Here is a 16,365-nt window from a genome sequence, read left to right on the forward strand (position 1 = left end):
AGGTATGACCATGATGGCCATACCCGCTTGAATCGATGTAAGGTGGTGCGGGCTCGAAGCGCGACATCGTATCGAGAACCGGTTTTGGGGGATGCCCCACTGCCTCAGGCAACCAAAGGCTCTCTGATGGCTGACGCCACCTCTCGCAAGCCGTATGACTTCCAGTGGGGGGATCGCATTGACCACCCGAATTTTGGAATGGGTACCGTGATCGGCGAGCCTATCGCAGTTGCCGGAGCAGAGCCTTCTCCTCGATTTGGATCTGAGGACCGCGGTTGGCGGGTACCTGTGGAATGGGATGATCAGGGCCGAACCGCTGGCTCTGTCAGCAGTGACTCGATCAAGATGGTTGAGCGTCCCGACGCCAAGGGCGGCGCGTATTGGAACCACGAATTTCAACGGCTTCTTTCGCAGGCGATTTCCGCCCGGTCCCTGACCGACGTCTCTCTAAGGGCGGCGTTCCGGCATCTCCATGGTTCCCAGGTCGGAGATATAAGGGCGCTAATCGAAGCCGAGCAGCAGATACTTAATAAGGTGCTGCAGTTTTTGAACGTGGACGAGACCGGCAGTCATACCTAAGCGGTAACTGCTACATCTGCGCGAAGTAGCTCCCGGAGCAGCGGGCCACTCCAGCCAACGCTATAGAGGCAGGCTGTTGACGGCCGGTTGCATGAAGTGGTTCGATCTGGCCGCTGAAGCACCAGCGGGAGGCTCGTACCGATGACCGTCACGGCAACAAGTTTGGACTACCAGGCTCGGGCCGATGCAGCAGCCGCTGAGGCACGGATCGCAGCAACAAGCGGGGCACGAGAGCGTCAGGAGGTCGCGCGCGAAAATTGGCAGCGGCTGGCCGACCAAGCCCGTTGCCTTGAAGAAGGAAGGGCTCGCCGGAAACCGGAAGGTTCTCCCGACGGAGTCCGATCCGGTAGCGCCAGTTCTTCTCCATGAGCAAGCGGCGGCGGATGACTCCGGCCCCGCCCCTCTTCCGCCTCACGCCTGCGCAGATCCACGTCCTGATGCTCCTCGATGACGGGCCGGCAGAGGACTCGGTCGGGATGGAGCTCGATCAGTTCCGGGGCTGCCAGGTCGACGTTGCAGAGCGGCTCAAGGACAAAGGCCTGGTCGAGACGCAGTTCGGCTGGCGGTTTACGCTCTGGTTCAGACTGACGGCGAAAGGGCGGAACTTGCTGAGGACGGGTGTGCGGTGACGGATGTTTTCTGACTATATCGTCTATGCGGACGAAAGCGGCGACCACGGACTCGTAAATATCGATCCGGCTTTTCCAGTTTTCGCGTTGGCATTCTGTCTAGTGAAAATATCCGACTACGTTGATGACATAGTTCCCGAATTCCAGCGTTTCAAATTCGACGTGTTCGGGCACGACGCTATCGTCTTGCATGAGAATGATATTCGACGAAGCAAGGGACCGTTCGCAATTCTGCTGACGGACCCTGTTTTTAGAGCGGGATTTTACGAGAGATTAAACCGACTCATCATTGCCGCGCCGATTAAAATATTTGCGTCAGTGACCCATAAGGACCGGCTGGTGCAGCGATATACGCGCCCGTGGAGCCCCTACGAAATTAGCCTGTATTTTTGCATGGAGAAGCTCCTCGACAAGCTTTTGAATCTTGGACAACGCGGGAAGCGGATACATATTCTCTTTGAAAGTCGAGGCCCCAGAGAGGATGCCGAGCTTGAACTCGAATTTCGGCGGATCGCAGCTAACGCGACGCGGTGGGGCTACCGCACGCCAGACTTCTCACAGGTGGAATTCGAGCCGAAATTCGTCTCCAAAGCCGCAAATTCGACTGGCCTCCAGCTGGCTGATCTGACCGCCCGCCCGCTGGCACTCAGGTGCTTACGGCCATTGCAGGAAAATCGAACTTTTGAGATTTTGCGTCCGAAGCTCGGCCTTCTGAAGAGTTTCCCGTAGACAACAAAAAGGCCCCAGATCGCTCCAGAGCCCGTTTGTCGACCAGGTAATTCCCAATCCTTAACCCCAATTTGGGGATCACGGACGAAATGTCCAATCACGTTGCATGTCACGCATCATCTGGCCTCGCTTCGGCGGGGCCTTTTCGTTTCAGGCAAACGAAAGAGGGCGCCCTACGACGGCCTCTAATCGCTTTCAGGTCGCGAAGCTTAGTTGGCTGGCGCGGTCGTCGAATTACCGGTGCTGGTCGTGCTGGTGGCGCCGGTTGACCCGGTTGCCGCGTTGCCCCCACCGGTCAGCATCTGAACATGCTCCAGGTGCATCTTCAGCGTCGGCGTCGTCGCGACAGCATAGGCCTGCAGGTTCTCGTCGGTCCCAGCGGAGCTGTAGCCTTCGTGCAGCGCGACGGCCTCCTCATGGGCAGCAAGCTGCTGCTTCAGGTAGACCGCCACCTTATCGGAAGCTCCACTCAATTCGGTGATCATCGCCTGGTGCTTCGCGTCGACCGCCGTCGGAACCGTGAGGTTCGACTTCGAAGCTGCAGCCTTGAGATCTTCAGCAGCCTTGGTGTGGTCTGCGATCATCTGCTTGGCGAATGCCTGAACATCGGCGGGCGCGGCCGCGTCAGCAGCCACCATTTCGCTAGACTGGATCTCGTACATTCCACCCGCAGCCGCCTTGGCGACGAATTCCTGTGGCGCCGTCTGAGCCATCGCGGAACTCGCCATCAGAGAAAAGCCGGCAACCATCAATAGATTTCTCATAACCTGTCTCCCATGTGCCGCCCGTGCGGCTGTGGTGAGAGAAGGCCTGACGGTACGCGCCTGTTCCGAAAATGCTTCGGGTTCCGCCTAGCCGTTCGAACACAGCTTCGTCATTGCGCTGGCCCACCGCGACCAAGCGGTCACCTGCTTCGGCGGGACCTCTTAGGATCACGCTAAGCCGGCCAGCCCCATCTTAGTCGTCATCGCCCCCTTCTCTACTGTCCTCGATTTCGACGTCATCGCGATCATCGTTGTCACCGCATGCGGTGAGACCGACGCTCGCCGCGAAGGCGAGCGCAATCAGTGCGGAAAGGCGAAAAGTCATCTGGCTCTCCTAACCCTGGCTCTGCTTTGACGACGGACCGGTGCCCAGCTTGAAGTCCTGAGCGGCAGCGTCGACTGAGCCCCTATCGGTGCCGGCCTTCTCGATAATATGCTTGGCATCCTCAACAGAGATGTTGTGTTTCGCGGCCAGCTCCTGGACATCAAAGTCCTGAGTCTGCGGTATCTCATTATTGTCGCTCACGGCTGTCTCTCCAATCGTCGGTGATGGGGAACGCGCGACACCGCCAAAGGTGCCGGAAGTCGCAGCTTGCGCCAGGGGTCACGCGCACTTCAAAGGCGGCCATGAGTCGGCGGTATGCGGGCGCTGCGATCCGAGCGCCACGCCAACGTAGGTAGGAGACGTGTGACGGCAAGTCCTCAGAATATCCGATATGCCGAAGCAGCAGTGCGCATCAGGCCGTAAGCTCCCCTTCTCAACTAGTCTGGCTTCTGGCAAAAAGGGCTATGAGCGAAACAGAACATTCCGCCGGCAGTGGCAGCCGATTTGAGCTGTTGGTCCAGAGCGTCACCGACTACGCCATCTACATGCTCGATCCCACGGGAGTGGTCACGAGCTGGAATCCAGGGGCGCGGCGCTTCAAGGGATATGAGGCCGAAGAAATCATCGGCGAGCACTTCTCCCGCTTTTATACGCCGGAGGAACGTGATCATGTTCCGAAACTCGCGCTGGAAACTGCCGAACGTGAGGGGCGATTTGAGGCTGAGGGCTGGCGAGTTCGCAAAGACGGAACGCACTTCTGGGCCAATGTCGTCATCGATCCCATCCGGGACCACACGGGTCAGCTCGTGGGCTTTGCCAAGGTCACTCGTGACCTTACCGAGCGTAAAGCCGCAGACGAGGAGCTTCGCCGCAGCGAGGAACGGTTCAGGCTCCTTGTCCACAGTGTGACCGACTACGCGATCTACATGCTCGACCTTGAGGGTCGGGTCAGCAGCTGGAACGCCGGAGCAGAGCGCTTCAAAGGGTATACGGCCGACGAGATAACCGGCGAGCACTTTTCGCGCTTTTACTCGGACGAAGATCGGGCAGCGGGCATCCCGGCGATCGCCTTGCAGACAGCAGAACGTGAGGGGCGCTTTGAAGCCGAAGGTTGGAGGGTGCGCAAGAATGGCACTCGCTTCTGGGCCAATGTCGTCATCGATCCCATCAGAGCGCCTGACGGCAGACTTCTTGGCTTTGCGAAGATCACGCGCGATCTGACTGAGCGAAAGCAGTCACAGGAGGAGCTTGAAAGGACCAGGGAGGCGTTCTTTCAGGCGCAGAAGATGGAGGCGGTTGGCAAGCTCACCGGCGGCGTCGCCCACGACTTCAACAACCTTCTTGCGGTGGTGCTTGGTAGCCTGCACATAGCGCAGCGCCGAATGAAACAGGGTGTGGATGTCTCCGGCCTCATCGGTAGTGCAATCATGGCGGCGGAGCGAGGAGCCTCTCTAACACAGCGCATGCTCGCGTTTGCGCGCAAACAGGAGTTGGCGCTCGAAGCGGTGGATCTTTCCAATTTAGTGCGGGGTATGGCCGATCTCCTACAGCGCACGATCGGCGTCGGCGTGACGATCGACACGCGGTTTCCTCTTATTCTCCCGCCGGTGTACGCCGATGCCCGGCAGCTTGAGCTGGCTCTAGTGAATCTCGCCGTCAATGCGCGTGACGCGATGCCGAACGGGGGAACCATCACCATAGCGGCACAGGTGGACCACCTTGTCGTCGCACAGGATGGTCTGGAGCCAGGCACTTACGTCCGGCTTTCTGTGATCGATCAGGGCGAAGGGATGGACGAGCAGACCCTTGCTCAGGCGACCGAGCCCTTCTTCACCACGAAGGGTGTTGGCAAGGGAACAGGCTTGGGGCTTCCCATGGTTCAGGGCCTTGCGCATCAGTCGGGAGGCAAGTTCGTTTTGAAGAGCGTGAAGGGATCAGGCACGACGGCCGAGATCTGGATGCGTGTCTCGGGGAAAAGATCTGGCAATGTAGAAACTGACCCTATAGCCGCCGAACCGGATTCAGCGCCTGTAGCAACAGACCCTCTCGTAGTGCTGGCTGTTGATGACGACCCACTGGTCCTCGACAACACGGCAGCGATGCTGATGGAGCTTGGGCACGAAGTGCTCCAGGCGCATTCAGGCGCAGAGGCGCTCCTTATGCTAAGCCAGCACAGAGTCGACCTCATCATCACCGACTATGCCATGCCAGGAATGACCGGCGAACAACTAATCCAGCGTGTTCGAACTGATCAGCCATCGCTCCCGATCCTGATGGTGTCAGGTTACGCGAGCCTCCCTGAGGGTAGTGGTACTTCTGTGCCGAAGCTGGCCAAGCCCTTTATGGAGCGGGAGCTATCGCGGGCTATCGCGGAGGCGCTTGCCCTTAACAAAGCAGCATAGCAACCTAGCGCTTTTTACTGCGTATTCCTATGTTCCGCTCGTACGGTTGTCGTGAGAAAAGACCCGACTGGACTTTTCTGTAGTGTTTCAGACGCCACCTATCGGCTACAACGCGGCTCTTATTGGGCTGGCCGACCTGCATCAGCAACAAGCGGATTTAACTCGCTCGCGGCGGCTAGAGTGACGAGCATCAGCTTTCGGTGCGCTGTACGCAGCGCGAAATCAGGTGTTTTTCGCTCTGCTCTTCATCTGCGCTGCAGCCAGATCCAGCTGAACTAGCTTTTCCTTCAGAAAACCAGGCAGACTATGGACAGGGTGATATCCAGGGCGTGGAGTGGGAGTCACGAGGCGCCCCTCGCTCGGATCTTTGACCATGTCCGAAAGCTGGACGGTCCTATCGGTCATTGAAGCACCTTGCAGAACGAGTACCTAAAATTCCCCGCTTCAGTGCATAAGGGCCGATAAACAACATGGTTCCAATACTTAAAATCTTTGTGCCTAAGTGAGAGATGCCGGTTATCCGCGTGATGGCTGTGGAGCATCGTCCTCTTCCGCGTGCTTTCGCCAACATCCTTGGACGCAGCCACGGGTCGAGAAAGCGCGTGGAACCCTCAGCATTAGACATCGCTGTGTAAGCATGGAAGATCGCTGGCGGGTCCGCCGCGCTCTGTCCGTCATCAGAGCAAGGAAGCGTCAGCTCGCCTTCGCCAGCTGCATCGCGTTACGCTCGTGCTCGAGCCTCTTCTCGAACTCGGCCTTCTGATGCTTCCATCCCTCGACCCACTCCTTGAACGGAGCGGAACCTGGCGAATGCGGACAGCGATCCCGTTGGATTCCGCGGTTGAATGCCCGAACGCCTTCGATTTTCCGACTGCCGTCCATGATCCGAGCCCTCCAATGGTTGCTCGCTGATGGTGAGGGGGTGAACATGTGCGAACCTATCCACATGATACGGAACGAAAAAGTCGGCTATCAGGCTCGCCGATGGATAGCACAACGCTCAGTTCAGTCACAGAATTCTCGGGGCTAGCGCGATAGACGTCTTCTACCTCTCATGCTTCATCGCCGGCATGTCTAGCTTCCTGATACCGCTCATTTTCCTAGCCGTCCCCATCGGCATATCGTCGATCGCGTTCTTCTGCGCCTGGTTTATGGCGATCAGGGACACCCGTCGCTGGATCAATAAGGGAGTCCTGACCGGCCGGTGGCCGAGAGCCTACCAGCTACAACAGCGTCAACACGGGGACGGTGACGCCGAGTTATGATCGCGACGCCGACCGGCGAGAGAAGCGCGCACCGGAAGCCTTGCGACATTAAGTAGTTACGGGCAAAGTCTGCGTCGGTAAACTAACGCATTGCCGATGACTCGCCAGGATCAGCCCAACCTATGAAGGCCACACACATCACCCCAACCGATCTTCTCGCGGCGCTGGAAGCATTTTCAACGGACCGCGATTTGCAGACCCAAGGCAAGGCTATTCGTGTGCTGGTGACGGACATGCTGATCCAGCTGGGCTACCTTCCCCCGGCTCACGCCGAAGACCTCCCCCCGGGTGATGACGGCCTCGGGAACCGATGACATTGGGGCGGAAGCCCTGCGGCTTGGCGAGCTTCCGCACGGACCCGGATGGCCAGTGCTGGGCCACTTTGGTTCTTCGCCAGCAGGGACAGGGAAACGCCAAAACTGTGGAGGTGCCTTGCCCGAAAGGCGTTCTGAAAATGATGCCCCACATGCAGGAGGAGTGGGCACGCATGGAGGCGGAGAAGCGCGACCGCAGGGGCTGAGCCCTCGCCGACTTCCCCAGGGCGGCGGGCGGCGTCTTGGCCTGCGCCGGTTTCGTTCGTGTCCGGTAAATTGGCTAGGCGCCAACTCTCGTCAGAACCAGGTCGTCGCCCGGAGCCGTGAACACGATGCCATCGTCGGACGCCAGCGCCACCCCGGTTGAAAGAAACCACTCCGTTCGCTTCGGACCATCGACCTGATGAACGTCATAGCCCTTGCCGTCTGAGCCCTTGGCGAGAAACCGATTGGCTTCGTTGGTGTCGATTTCCATATCTTGATTTCCCGGTCGATTATGCTGACGATGACGGAGCTATAGCCGCAAGAACGTGGCATCGCTGCGACGGCACCGCATTGATGGACGTCTTTAGTCGATCTGCCAACGCATCCATCAGGTCAAGACGGCTACCGTGACGTTGCCCGCCCACTTACTTCGCTGCGGGACTGTTCGGTTCTGACGTTGTGCACTAGCCGCCGCGAGTGCAGCTTTCAGCTGGGACGCCTGCTGAAAGCCTCATCATGAGATACTTCTTCCACATCCGATATCACGACGCCGTCGTAGAAGATCCAGAGGGCAGTGAGCTCGATGGCATTGAGTCGGCTCGTCGAGAGGCTAAAGAAGCCGCTCACGAAATCATCGCAGACCGGATCAGAAAGGGCACGCGGCTGCACATCGACACGACTTTCGAGGTCCGGGACGAGAACGACAAAGTGGTTCTGATGCTGCCGTTCGCGTCGGTGCTTCTCGCGGCCTTACACTCACCGGCGCCGCGTGGGTTCAGCGAGACGAGCGAAAGAGCCTGAAACGCAGAAAGCCACCGGCTGGGTTTTGTACGGAAGCCGCCATTGGAAGCATCGCGGGGTGAGGACATGCCTCTTCGCTATCTTGAAGTTGCGCTACTGAGCCGCGTCTACGAGGACGAGCGCGAGATGGTTGAATTTCACGTTGCTCTGGCCGCTTGGGTTGAGGGTATTTCGATCGAGGCAGCAAGGGTCCGAGTTCGGGCTGAGGCTGAGGAGGCATATTTCGTGGCGCTAGCCGGCTCGGACGCGCAGAGCTTACCACAAAGAAGCCGCCGTCACCCGGTGAAGGGTGACGGCGGCTCAATTTCGCACACTTGATCATTGCCAGCTGGCTTCTCGGTGCCATTATCTCCAGGCTCGCTAACACGCCATATGGAGAGAAAATGGCGATCTACTTTTTCAATCTTCGGAATGGAAACTCACTGCTCACGGCCAGTGAGGGCCAGGAGTTCGAAAGCACTGCGGACGCGCAGCAGGGCGCCGAGGAGTATGCTCGCGAGATTTTTGCCGAGTTGGTGAGGGCGGGCAAGCAGGTTAACGGCCAGGTAATCGATATTCTCGACCCGCTAGGAACGACCGTTGGAATGGTACGCTTGATCGATCAGCCACACCTGCAGCCGGATGCCCCGCTCAAAGATGGGTGACTCACCTGACGCTAGGAGGAACTAGAATGTCGGATACGAAAGAGACCATCGGGGGACGCAGGCGCGTCGGGCCCGAAGACGAGGCTCGCGAAGACCAGATGGATAATCACAAACCTGGCCCTGCTGAGAAGGATGAAGACGAGCTGGGCATGTTTAACGAGGATGCTCACGGCATCGAGGAATCGAACGATCTCAGGACGCCGTAGATTATATCAATGCCGCGACGAAAGCCGCCACCCGGTGAAGAGCATCGCCATGATTGGCCGTGCGCTTCTGTCCAAGATGCGTGAGCTTGGCTTCGAACGATTCGTGGCGACGGCCTGTCCCGCGTTCGGCATCGTTTCGCGACCGCATGTCAGGCAGGCTTGTTCAGCCGGTCCCGGAGCCCCTTGCCGGGCCTGAAAAACGGCACCCACTTCTCCGCGATATTGATCGTTTCACCGGTCCGTGGATCTCGAGCTAAATGCGCCGGGCGGTGCTTCACCGAAAACGCACCGAAACCACGCAGCTCCGCCCGGCCGCCGTCACTCAGCACTCCAGTGATCTCATCAAAGATGGCATCGACGATGATTTCGACGTCCCTGGCAAAGAGATGCGCGTTGCGGCTGGCGATGATCTGGATAAGCTCGGACTTGATCACGGGTCGTCTCCAATAGCGGCGCTTGCTGCCCTCCGTTGTCGCTGTCCAAGGCGAACATGTAAATCACGTCTTCGTCCGAGAATCCGGCATCGAGCGCGACGAGGAGGTCGTCCGGATCGAAGCCGGGAAAACGGAAGTCGTCGTAGCCGATCCGAGACATGCGACCTCAGGAGCGCGAGAAACGGGATGTTCGTTTCCAGCCTAACCGATGGTCCCTTAAGTCGTCCAGATCCCAGCCGCTAGCCCGCCTCCGTCGTCTTGTCAGTCGCGAGAGAAACGAGCGGCTCCTTGAGAGCCGGCAGGGTTTCCCCGAGCGCCGGAACAGCATCCGCCGCCGCATTCCGAAGACGCTCAGCTATCTCGTTCTCAATGCGAAAAATGGACGCGGCGACGAGGAGGACTTCTTCGCACAGCATGACTTTCCAGAGCGTTTGGGCGACCGGAGTGACGAGCGAAGCTCGGAATATCTCGATGTGTTGGGACCAGCGACGGCATTCGTCGAGCATCTTGGTGAGGTCGCCGTCGCGCACGTCCAGTAAAGAGGCCGCGTCGGGAAAATCGACGGCGCAAGGAAGGTGCGGATGCTGGGTCATTGACGGCTTTCGACTATGCCGACCCAAAATGGTGCATTGAGCTTAACGTTCCGTCTCCGCTGCGACTCCCTTCTCAATTCATGCGACACTCAAGACGCCGCGATCGTCCTCTTGTCTGGCGCCAAAACAGCAACCGCACCGCAGCAACCCTAATCGCAGACACCGCATTCTCTCCGGCAATATAGGATCGGAAGACGCAGGCGGATATCGACGCCGCGCGCAAGGCCTGAAAACGAAGAAGGCCGCCGCCACCCGGTGATGGGCGGCGGCGGCTCAGGGTGATTGCTCAGCCCAGCCGAGCTTGGACTATTATTGTGCCGGCTTCGTCGACTCCACTTTGGGAACGATCGGCTCGCCAGTCCTCACGTCGTACTCGATGCGGACTTCAGCGCCATCTTTCATGTAAAAGACCACCTGGTACACCCCGTCAGAATAGTCGATCTGGTCGATGAACGCGAATTCCGGGCGCGCCTCTACCTTTCCGACGACTTCTGAAAGCCTGATGGCATCAACCGGCGGCGCTTCCGGCGCAACGGCAAGGGCGCTGGTTGTAAAAAGAAGGGACACAGCGAAAAGTATGGGCGTACGCATAGCGGGAAACTCCAATGCAGGGTGCCAGCAGAACAGTGCCTAAGCCTTTTCGTTCCGCCTGTGAAAGGTGCCGGATGCCGCACCGTTGTTAGTCGTAACGGTGGAAGAGGATTTGGTCCGACGGCGTAATCAGTCCTTGCGCATCGGGTCCATCTTCAGGCGCCGATTGAGCTCCTCGTTCTCCCGGCGCAGGCGCTCAGCGTCGAGCTCAGCAATCTCGGCTCGCCGCTCGAGCCGGCGCTCTTCGGCCTCCTCCTGATCCTCGATCCACTTCGCAGCGAGATCGCACAGCCGGTTCATCGCTTGCGTCTGCGCCTTGATCGCGTCCGTCTGATCCTTCTTGGCGACCGTGATCCCCGTGGCTGCCACCGCGGCGCCGGTCACCTCGCGGGTGAGCGAGCCGATCGCCTCCGCGTCAAAGAAGTCGGTCGCAACTTCCATAGTGGGGGGCGGCGCCCGTGGCCCTGGTTCCTGCGCCGGCTTCTTCAGGCCCAAGAACACGGCGATTGCGGCGAGCAGGGCAATGATGGCGTTGGCGACCTTGTCTACTTCCTGCGTCGAAATCCATTCCCACATCACCGATCTCAATCATGCTCGCGTCGCACATCGGACCATGCGCGGTAGGTGTTGACCAGTTCGATGATGACCGGGAGGGACCAAGCGACGACGCCGGACCAGGCACCCTCCGAGTTCACCGCAGCCATGAAAATGCCGAGGCTGAAGCGAGACCAGATCAGCACCCCGATCAGCGACGTCGCCGCGCGGATGTGCGGGGAGAATGCGAACCCCTCGAATGTGCCGTTGACCGTCAGCGCGAACAGACGAAGGACGCCGAGGAAGCCAAGGACGGTCGCCCACGTCGATTCCGACGCGTACTGCGCGAGGTAGACGAAGGAGGCGGACTTCGAGAACATTGCCGTGTCGACCTGGAGGACGATCCACATCCCAAAGGCCGGCCAGAGCATCAGCCACTCCGTCCAACGAAACGGCAGATGGTGGATGACCCCTCGGTAGATCCGGAGAATGACGACCTCGTCCGTGTCGCGCTTCACTCCATACTGGCCGCGGGTCATGTCACGGCCCTCCAGAGATCCGCGCCATCAGCGCGTCGAAGTCTGGCGAAGCCGGCGCCAGCTTCTCCTCGACCACGGCTTTCACCGCCGCGGCGCCGACGGACGGGCTCACCTGGGATTCGGACGAGTGTCCGGCAGCCGCGACAATGTCGTTGTCGATCTTGGCGATCAGCTCCTTCGCCGGCTGCGGCACCAGGTACTCGACCGCCTTGCCGATTGCGAAGGCCAGCCCGGCGGTGATCTCGATCGGGATGTCGGCGCCGGCATAGACGTTAAGAGCCTGGACGATCAGCCAGGCGATCACCATGGTCAGGCCGCCGGCCCATACCTTGCGGTCAGGAACCCACTTCGACATGTCAGGCCGCCTTTCTGCGAAGCAGCTCGGCCGCGCCGGCTGCGATCATGGTGAGGATCTGGTCTTCCGTGAATGCCGGCGCGGTGACTGGCGCGGCCGGCTTGTCGACCGGCACGGGCACTGGGGCGGGCTCAGACACCACAACCGCTTCCGGAACGGCGACCACGACGACAGGCGCCGTCTGCAGCGCGGCCGATAGGGCCGCCACCGTCTTGATCCCGGCCCAGCCATCGACCGCCAGGCCGCGCGACTTCTGAAACGCCCGCACCGCAGCCTCTGTCGCCGCGCCGAAGTCGCCGTCGAGCCTGCTGGCGTAGAACCCGACGTCACGCAGCTGCACCTGCAGTCCCTTCACCGCGTCGCCCTTGTCGCCGCGGCTGAGCGCCACCGGCGAGGCGTCGATCGCCGCGTTGTCGTTTGCGGCCGCCACCGCGTCCGCCGGCGACCAGGGCGTGTCCTTGATCTTCGACCACTTGGCGAAAGCCGTGGCGAGCTTCAGGTGATAGCGGTTCTTGGCGTAGCCGGGCCCGTTGTAGCCGCGGGCGAAGCCAGACCAGTCGTGCCGGCGGATGTCGTCGTCGAGCCCGGCCGCGATGATGAAGGCGACCATCGCCTCGAGGTGCGCCTCGGCATCGTCGAGGAAGGCAAGGACCATCGCCTGCGGTGAAGCGAAGCCGGCCATGGCGAAGTTCTCGCCGAGGATCTGGCCGAGCCCCCAAGACGACGCCTTCAGTGCCGCCGTCTCGTCGATCGCCATGGCCTGCAGTAGCCGCGGGTAGCTGTCGGCCGGGTATGGTTTCTCGCCCCACTTCGGATAGGCGAGCCCTGCCAAGACCGCCTTGTCTCGCGCGGCGACGGAGAGGTTACGGTAGAATACGTGCGGCTCAAACAGCATCTTCGGCCGCCCCTGGCGATCCCAAGCGCCACCGGACGCCTCGACATCGATGACGGCATGGATCTCGTCCTCGCCGACGCTGATACGCGCGCCGAGCTTCGGCAGGTCAATGTCGTCGAGTGGCTTCGCGGCTCCCTTGAAGCCTCGGAAGTCTGTCATGGGGGTGCCTCCTGTGGCAGACATGAAAAAGCCCGCTCAGAGCGGGCTGGACGAGAAAAGCGCAGCGAGCCCCGATGATCTCGGGAGGCTCACGCAAGCAGAGACGCGGATAAGGGCCGACCAGTGTGACGGCGTGCCCGCCTACAGCGCCCTGAAGCAGGTCCAAGGCGGCGGTATCCCGGACTACGCGGCTATCGCCGCCTCAGGCCTGCGACATCCGGAGAATACGCATGGTCAAGCCCGCCCCCGTAGCCCTCTGGCTCCGGTCCCTCGAAGGACAGACGGTGTTGGTGGTCGTTCTCTTCGGCACTCTGTGCGTCGGGTCGTTGGCTCTATTGGACCCGCGTTCTCTCCCCCTGTGACGGGGGCTGAGCACGGCCGCGGCTACAGCGTCGCGGCGAATGTCCAGAATTCGTCCAGCGCCGCATCGTCCCAGCCGTAGAGCGAGCCGATCAGCCCGGCGAGGTCATTGCCCCGCTCGTAGATCGTCGCCCCGCGGATCAGCATCTTGGCGCCGAACTGCGCCTCGCCCGGAAGCTGCTCGATCAGCGCCAGCATGGCGGCCGGGATGATGCCGGGGCCGACAGCGTCGAGCGCCTCGTCTTCGGTGATGTGACCGCGGATCGCCAGCGCCTGAAAGAACTGACGGTCAGAGACAGGGGGGAGCGGCGTTATGACGATCGGGTTTGGGACTTCCGGTCCTAGAAAATCGTCCGGCACTTCTTGCTCAATTCCATCCATATACACTGTAATCATCAGAAGCACTCCGCCATGATATTGGTTGAAGGCGTGAACGATGCACCTTCTGAAAGCTGCAGAATTGCATGAGTTGGAGCGCCGCCAGTTCTAGACCAGCCGTTGTACAACTCATACGATGATGCGCCACTTGTTGCGAAGCCCGCACTCCATGCCATCATCTTGGCGAGGCCCGACGAGAAAAAGTCTACCCGCGCATCGAAAGTAGAAAAAAGAACGGCATCGTTCGCCGCGACAAGGCATTTGAAGTAACTCTGAATTAGGTCTCCAGAGCCAGCTACTGCGCTCCCGACATGATAAAAACTTGCAGCACTGTAGTCTGTAGCGGCAGCTTTATACGTAGCACCGCCATCGTAACTCAGACGCATGAACCCGAATGCTGACAATACGGACGGCTTGGCAACGCCAGTAACACGAAGGCTTTTCGAACCTGCTGGGATAGGGATGATGACGCCGGAGACATTCGACGCCGGACTATACGGGAACCCAGAGCAAGGCTTCCATCCGAGGTTTTCCTGCGCGACCAGCGTAGCCCGAGCTTGGGCGGCGTTCGCTGCATTGAGGGCCAACTGCTCCATGAATGTGCTGACATTGACGCCGCCTACCAGCATCTTCCCCAGGAGGGTGTTATCGATAGCAAGGGTCAGTGCGGAACCAGTCCAGCCGATATTGGTCTTGTTCGCGAACTGCCCCGGCCCTCCGCCCTGCTGAATTGGAGTAAAGCCGATCGGAGCCGCGGCACCGAGCGTGTTGCGTGCGGCGGCTTGATCCGCATCATCGAGCAGCGACTGGATGAACGGGCTGACGCCTTGCAACTGCGCCACGAGCTGCGCCAGACGAGCATTCGCGGTTGTCGCGTCCGCAGCGCCGGATCGTCCGATCGAGATCGCGTAGGCGCCGGTCCCCGTGGCGCCGGCCCATGGGTAGGCGAGCGTCAACTGGGTCGCGCTGTCGACCGAGAGGATGGGGATCATCAGGCCAAGGCGCGAGAAATCACCGCCGTTTACGATGCCGATGTTCCATGCGGTACCAGTACCGGTGACGACGGCGCTTCCGGCCGTCACCGTCGCCGTGCCGTTGGTATAGGGAGGCTGCGCTGCCATTATAAAATCCTCTCGATGATGGCGTTGATGGCGAGCGGGGATGCCGCGGCGTCGATGTCGGCTTGTGCCGCCTGGCGCTGTGCCTCGATCGAGGCGATCTCGGCGGCGGCCTCGCTCGCCTTGGCCAACACCATCGCGGCGAGGTCGCTTTCAGCCAGTCCTCGCTGCTTGGCCTCGGCAGACAGAAGCGGCGATGTCGCAATCGCGCCAGCCAGCAGCCGCCCCGCCTCGGCCGCCTTGAGCGCGCGCACCGACGCGGCAGGCGACATCAAGGCCGCGATCCTTGGCAGGAGGAACGCATCCACCGCCGCCCTGCCCCGCGCCCGCTCAGCAGTCATGTCACGGCGCAGCGTGACGACGGTCATCGGGCCGACACCGTGGCTGACCATGGCAGGTAGGGCCATTGGTCGATGCGGATCTCGTAGTCCGCCGGCATGTCGCTGACGAGGTCGAGGCGGCCGTCGACGATGGTTTGCAGCGCGCCCTCGATCAGCACATCACAGGGCCGCGGCAGGCCAGTGATCGTCGCCAGCCGCTTGCCGTCAGCCTTGATTTCGGTGCGGGAAAGATGGATTTGCAGCGCCGGACGGAGCGCTATCTCGCCCGTCGCCGGCTCGACCCAGATGTCGGCGGCCGTCTTATCGGCCATCCAGGCGTCCGGCACCCGCGTGACGTTGAAGCCAAAGGACCGGACGCGATCGACATAGCTGTCGTCGACCGGCTCGTGCATCATGTTCTGCACGAAGCCCGTTTCGCTGTAGACGAGAAACATCAGAACTGCCTGTTCTTGAAGATGACATAGCGGATGCGGTTCATGAGCGCCGGCATGAACAGGAACAGGATGGTCTTCTCCTGATTCACGTAGGAGGTGATCGATGCCGCATCCTCGGCGGAGTACTCCGGCGACGTCGCATTGCGCATATAGATGAGCGGCATGTAGCCGGGCTCCGGCAGGGGTATCTGCGCCGTGTACGATGTCGACCCCGGCCGCGTGACGATGCCGGACACAGCCGGGATCAGCCCACCCGCCGCCTCGGAGAAGATCAGGTCGAACTCGCCGGCACTGAGGACATTGATGCCCGGCTTTGAGACACGGAACATGCCAGGAGCGATGCGGATTCGTTCGGCCATCAGCGGTCCGCCGGGATGTTGAGCACCGACACCCGGATGGCGACGCGCGAGAACGCCGGGTCGCTGTCTCGGACATAGGTGTAGAACAGCTCGACGCTGTCGCCGGCGGGCGCATACTGGACCGTGGCGAAGCGATAGGTGGTGACGCCCCCTTCGACGCCCACCACCGTCATCATGCAGATCGGCGGGAACGGCAGCGCCCGGGGAAAGACGAAGCGGGCGTAGCCTTCGGTGAAGTAGCGGGTCACGCCGGAATTGGCCGGAACGCCGGGATAGTTCGGCGGCGCGGTGGTCTGCCCGAACGTCCGGGTCTGCATCTCGACCGTCGCCTCGAACAGGATCTGCGCCAGCCTCACGTCCGTGGAAAACAGCAGCCGCGCGGCGGGGCTGGTGACATCCTGCCCCACGACCGA

25 protein-coding genes are annotated in these 16,365 nt (G+C 60.7%); 8 read left to right on the forward strand and 17 right to left on the reverse strand.

The window, feature by feature from the left end; genetic code table 11:
• The first annotated feature begins 126 nt into the window (after positions 1 to 126).
• The 3 genes from IEX88_RS17545 (at position 127) to IEX88_RS17555 (ending at position 1,937) form a co-directional block, all read left to right on the forward strand.
• The gene (locus IEX88_RS17545) at positions 127 to 579 is read left to right on the forward strand and encodes a hypothetical protein (protein WP_188853149.1); all 453 of its coding nucleotides are present in this window, start codon (positions 127 to 129) and stop codon (positions 577 to 579) included.
• 365 nt (positions 580 to 944) lie between these two features.
• Positions 945 to 1,208, forward strand: a complete 264-nt coding sequence (locus IEX88_RS17550) for a hypothetical protein (RefSeq protein WP_188853151.1) — start codon at positions 945 to 947, stop codon at positions 1,206 to 1,208.
• A gap of 3 nt (positions 1,209 to 1,211) precedes the next feature.
• Positions 1,212 to 1,937, forward strand: a complete 726-nt coding sequence (locus IEX88_RS17555; RefSeq protein ID WP_188853154.1) for a DUF3800 domain-containing protein — start codon at positions 1,212 to 1,214, stop codon at positions 1,935 to 1,937.
• A gap of 209 nt (positions 1,938 to 2,146) precedes the next feature.
• On the opposite strand, the gene IEX88_RS17560 is transcribed toward IEX88_RS17555, so the two are convergent.
• The 3 genes from IEX88_RS17560 to IEX88_RS17565 all read right to left on the reverse strand — a co-directional run bounded on the left by IEX88_RS17560 (position 2,147) and on the right by IEX88_RS17565 (position 3,227).
• Positions 2,147 to 2,701 carry a DUF4142 domain-containing protein gene (locus IEX88_RS17560; protein WP_188853156.1) on the reverse strand — a complete coding sequence of 185 codons (555 nt, stop codon included), beginning with the start codon at positions 2,699 to 2,701 and terminating at the stop codon, positions 2,147 to 2,149.
• Between the two features lie 193 nt (positions 2,702 to 2,894).
• Positions 2,895 to 3,026, reverse strand: a complete 132-nt coding sequence (locus IEX88_RS27075; protein ID WP_274604625.1) for a hypothetical protein — start codon at positions 3,024 to 3,026, stop codon at positions 2,895 to 2,897.
• A gap of 9 nt (positions 3,027 to 3,035) precedes the next feature.
• Entirely contained in the window at positions 3,036 to 3,227 is a 192-nt protein-coding gene (locus IEX88_RS17565; protein ID WP_188853158.1) for a DUF3606 domain-containing protein, read from the reverse strand.
• 263 nt (positions 3,228 to 3,490) lie between these two features.
• Here IEX88_RS17565 and IEX88_RS17570 point away from each other — a divergent pair, with 263 nt between their 5' ends.
• Positions 3,491 to 5,428, forward strand: a complete 1,938-nt coding sequence (locus IEX88_RS17570; protein WP_188853160.1) for a hybrid sensor histidine kinase/response regulator — start codon at positions 3,491 to 3,493, stop codon at positions 5,426 to 5,428.
• 1,387 nt (positions 5,429 to 6,815) lie between these two features.
• Positions 6,816 to 7,007, forward strand: coding sequence for a hypothetical protein (locus tag IEX88_RS17575; RefSeq protein WP_188853162.1), 192 nt, complete (start codon positions 6,816 to 6,818; stop codon positions 7,005 to 7,007).
• Positions 7,008 to 7,287: 280 nt separating this feature from the next.
• Here IEX88_RS17575 and IEX88_RS17580 read toward each other — a convergent pair whose 3' ends face one another.
• The gene (locus IEX88_RS17580) at positions 7,288 to 7,482 is read right to left on the reverse strand and encodes a hypothetical protein (RefSeq protein ID WP_188853165.1); all 195 of its coding nucleotides are present in this window, start codon (positions 7,480 to 7,482) and stop codon (positions 7,288 to 7,290) included.
• A 245-nt stretch (positions 7,483 to 7,727) separates the two neighbouring features.
• Here IEX88_RS17580 and IEX88_RS17585 point away from each other — a divergent pair, with 245 nt between their 5' ends.
• The 3 genes from IEX88_RS17585 (at position 7,728) to IEX88_RS17595 (ending at position 8,862) form a co-directional block, all read left to right on the forward strand.
• Positions 7,728 to 8,012 (forward strand): DUF6894 family protein, encoded by a 285-nt coding sequence (locus IEX88_RS17585; protein ID WP_188853167.1) that lies wholly within the window; start codon positions 7,728 to 7,730, stop codon positions 8,010 to 8,012.
• A gap of 383 nt (positions 8,013 to 8,395) precedes the next feature.
• A complete protein-coding gene (locus IEX88_RS17590; protein WP_188853169.1) occupies positions 8,396 to 8,656 on the forward strand; it encodes a DUF6894 family protein in 261 nt (86 codons plus the stop codon).
• A gap of 26 nt (positions 8,657 to 8,682) precedes the next feature.
• A complete protein-coding gene (locus tag IEX88_RS17595; protein ID WP_188853171.1) occupies positions 8,683 to 8,862 on the forward strand; it encodes a hypothetical protein in 180 nt (59 codons plus the stop codon).
• A 149-nt stretch (positions 8,863 to 9,011) separates the two neighbouring features.
• Here the strand turns inward: IEX88_RS17595 and IEX88_RS17600 are convergent, their stop codons facing one another.
• The 13 genes from IEX88_RS17600 to IEX88_RS17660 form a co-directional block, all read right to left on the reverse strand.
• The gene (locus IEX88_RS17600; RefSeq protein ID WP_188853173.1) at positions 9,012 to 9,296 is read right to left on the reverse strand and encodes an integration host factor subunit beta; all 285 of its coding nucleotides are present in this window, start codon (positions 9,294 to 9,296) and stop codon (positions 9,012 to 9,014) included.
• Positions 9,297 to 9,535: 239 nt separating this feature from the next.
• On the reverse strand, positions 9,536 to 9,889 hold the full coding sequence (locus IEX88_RS17605) for a hypothetical protein (RefSeq protein WP_188853175.1): 354 nt from the start codon (positions 9,887 to 9,889) through the stop codon (positions 9,536 to 9,538).
• Between the two features lie 309 nt (positions 9,890 to 10,198).
• Positions 10,199 to 10,480 (reverse strand): PepSY domain-containing protein, encoded by a 282-nt coding sequence (locus tag IEX88_RS17610; RefSeq protein WP_188853177.1) that lies wholly within the window; start codon positions 10,478 to 10,480, stop codon positions 10,199 to 10,201.
• 129 nt (positions 10,481 to 10,609) lie between these two features.
• Entirely contained in the window at positions 10,610 to 11,056 is a 447-nt protein-coding gene (locus IEX88_RS17615; RefSeq protein WP_188853179.1) for a hypothetical protein, read from the reverse strand.
• Positions 11,057 to 11,064: 8 nt separating this feature from the next.
• Positions 11,065 to 11,553: a hypothetical protein gene (locus IEX88_RS17620; RefSeq protein WP_188853181.1), complete on the reverse strand. Its 489-nt coding sequence runs from the start codon at positions 11,551 to 11,553 to the stop codon at positions 11,065 to 11,067.
• 1 nt (position 11,554) lies between these two features.
• The gene (locus IEX88_RS17625) at positions 11,555 to 11,908 is read right to left on the reverse strand and encodes a hypothetical protein (protein ID WP_188853183.1); all 354 of its coding nucleotides are present in this window, start codon (positions 11,906 to 11,908) and stop codon (positions 11,555 to 11,557) included.
• Between the two features lies 1 nt (position 11,909).
• Positions 11,910 to 12,962, reverse strand: a complete 1,053-nt coding sequence (locus IEX88_RS17630; RefSeq protein WP_188853185.1) for an N-acetylmuramidase domain-containing protein — start codon at positions 12,960 to 12,962, stop codon at positions 11,910 to 11,912.
• Positions 12,963 to 13,346: 384 nt separating this feature from the next.
• The gene (locus IEX88_RS17635) at positions 13,347 to 13,718 is read right to left on the reverse strand and encodes a hypothetical protein (protein ID WP_188853187.1); all 372 of its coding nucleotides are present in this window, start codon (positions 13,716 to 13,718) and stop codon (positions 13,347 to 13,349) included.
• Complete coding sequence (locus tag IEX88_RS17640; RefSeq protein ID WP_188853189.1) at positions 13,718 to 14,821, reverse strand: hypothetical protein; 1,104 nt, start codon at positions 14,819 to 14,821, stop codon at positions 13,718 to 13,720. The genes IEX88_RS17635 and IEX88_RS17640 overlap by 1 nt, the downstream gene beginning before the upstream one ends.
• Positions 14,821 to 15,186 carry a hypothetical protein gene (locus IEX88_RS17645; protein WP_188853192.1) on the reverse strand — a complete coding sequence of 122 codons (366 nt, stop codon included), beginning with the start codon at positions 15,184 to 15,186 and terminating at the stop codon, positions 14,821 to 14,823. Before IEX88_RS17645 ends, IEX88_RS17640 begins: the two co-directional genes overlap by 1 nt.
• Positions 15,183 to 15,551 (reverse strand): hypothetical protein, encoded by a 369-nt coding sequence (locus IEX88_RS17650; protein ID WP_188853194.1) that lies wholly within the window; start codon positions 15,549 to 15,551, stop codon positions 15,183 to 15,185. Before IEX88_RS17650 ends, IEX88_RS17645 begins: the two co-directional genes overlap by 4 nt.
• A gap of 41 nt (positions 15,552 to 15,592) precedes the next feature.
• Positions 15,593 to 15,952 carry a hypothetical protein gene (locus IEX88_RS17655; protein ID WP_188853196.1) on the reverse strand — a complete coding sequence of 120 codons (360 nt, stop codon included), beginning with the start codon at positions 15,950 to 15,952 and terminating at the stop codon, positions 15,593 to 15,595.
• Positions 15,952 to 16,359 carry a hypothetical protein gene (locus IEX88_RS17660; RefSeq protein WP_188853198.1) on the reverse strand — a complete coding sequence of 136 codons (408 nt, stop codon included), beginning with the start codon at positions 16,357 to 16,359 and terminating at the stop codon, positions 15,952 to 15,954. Before IEX88_RS17660 ends, IEX88_RS17655 begins: the two co-directional genes overlap by 1 nt.
• Between the last annotated feature and the right edge of the window lie 6 nt (positions 16,360 to 16,365).

This window comes from Aureimonas glaciei, assembly GCF_014643375.1.
GTDB lineage: Bacteria > Pseudomonadota > Alphaproteobacteria > Rhizobiales > Rhizobiaceae > Plantimonas > Plantimonas glaciei.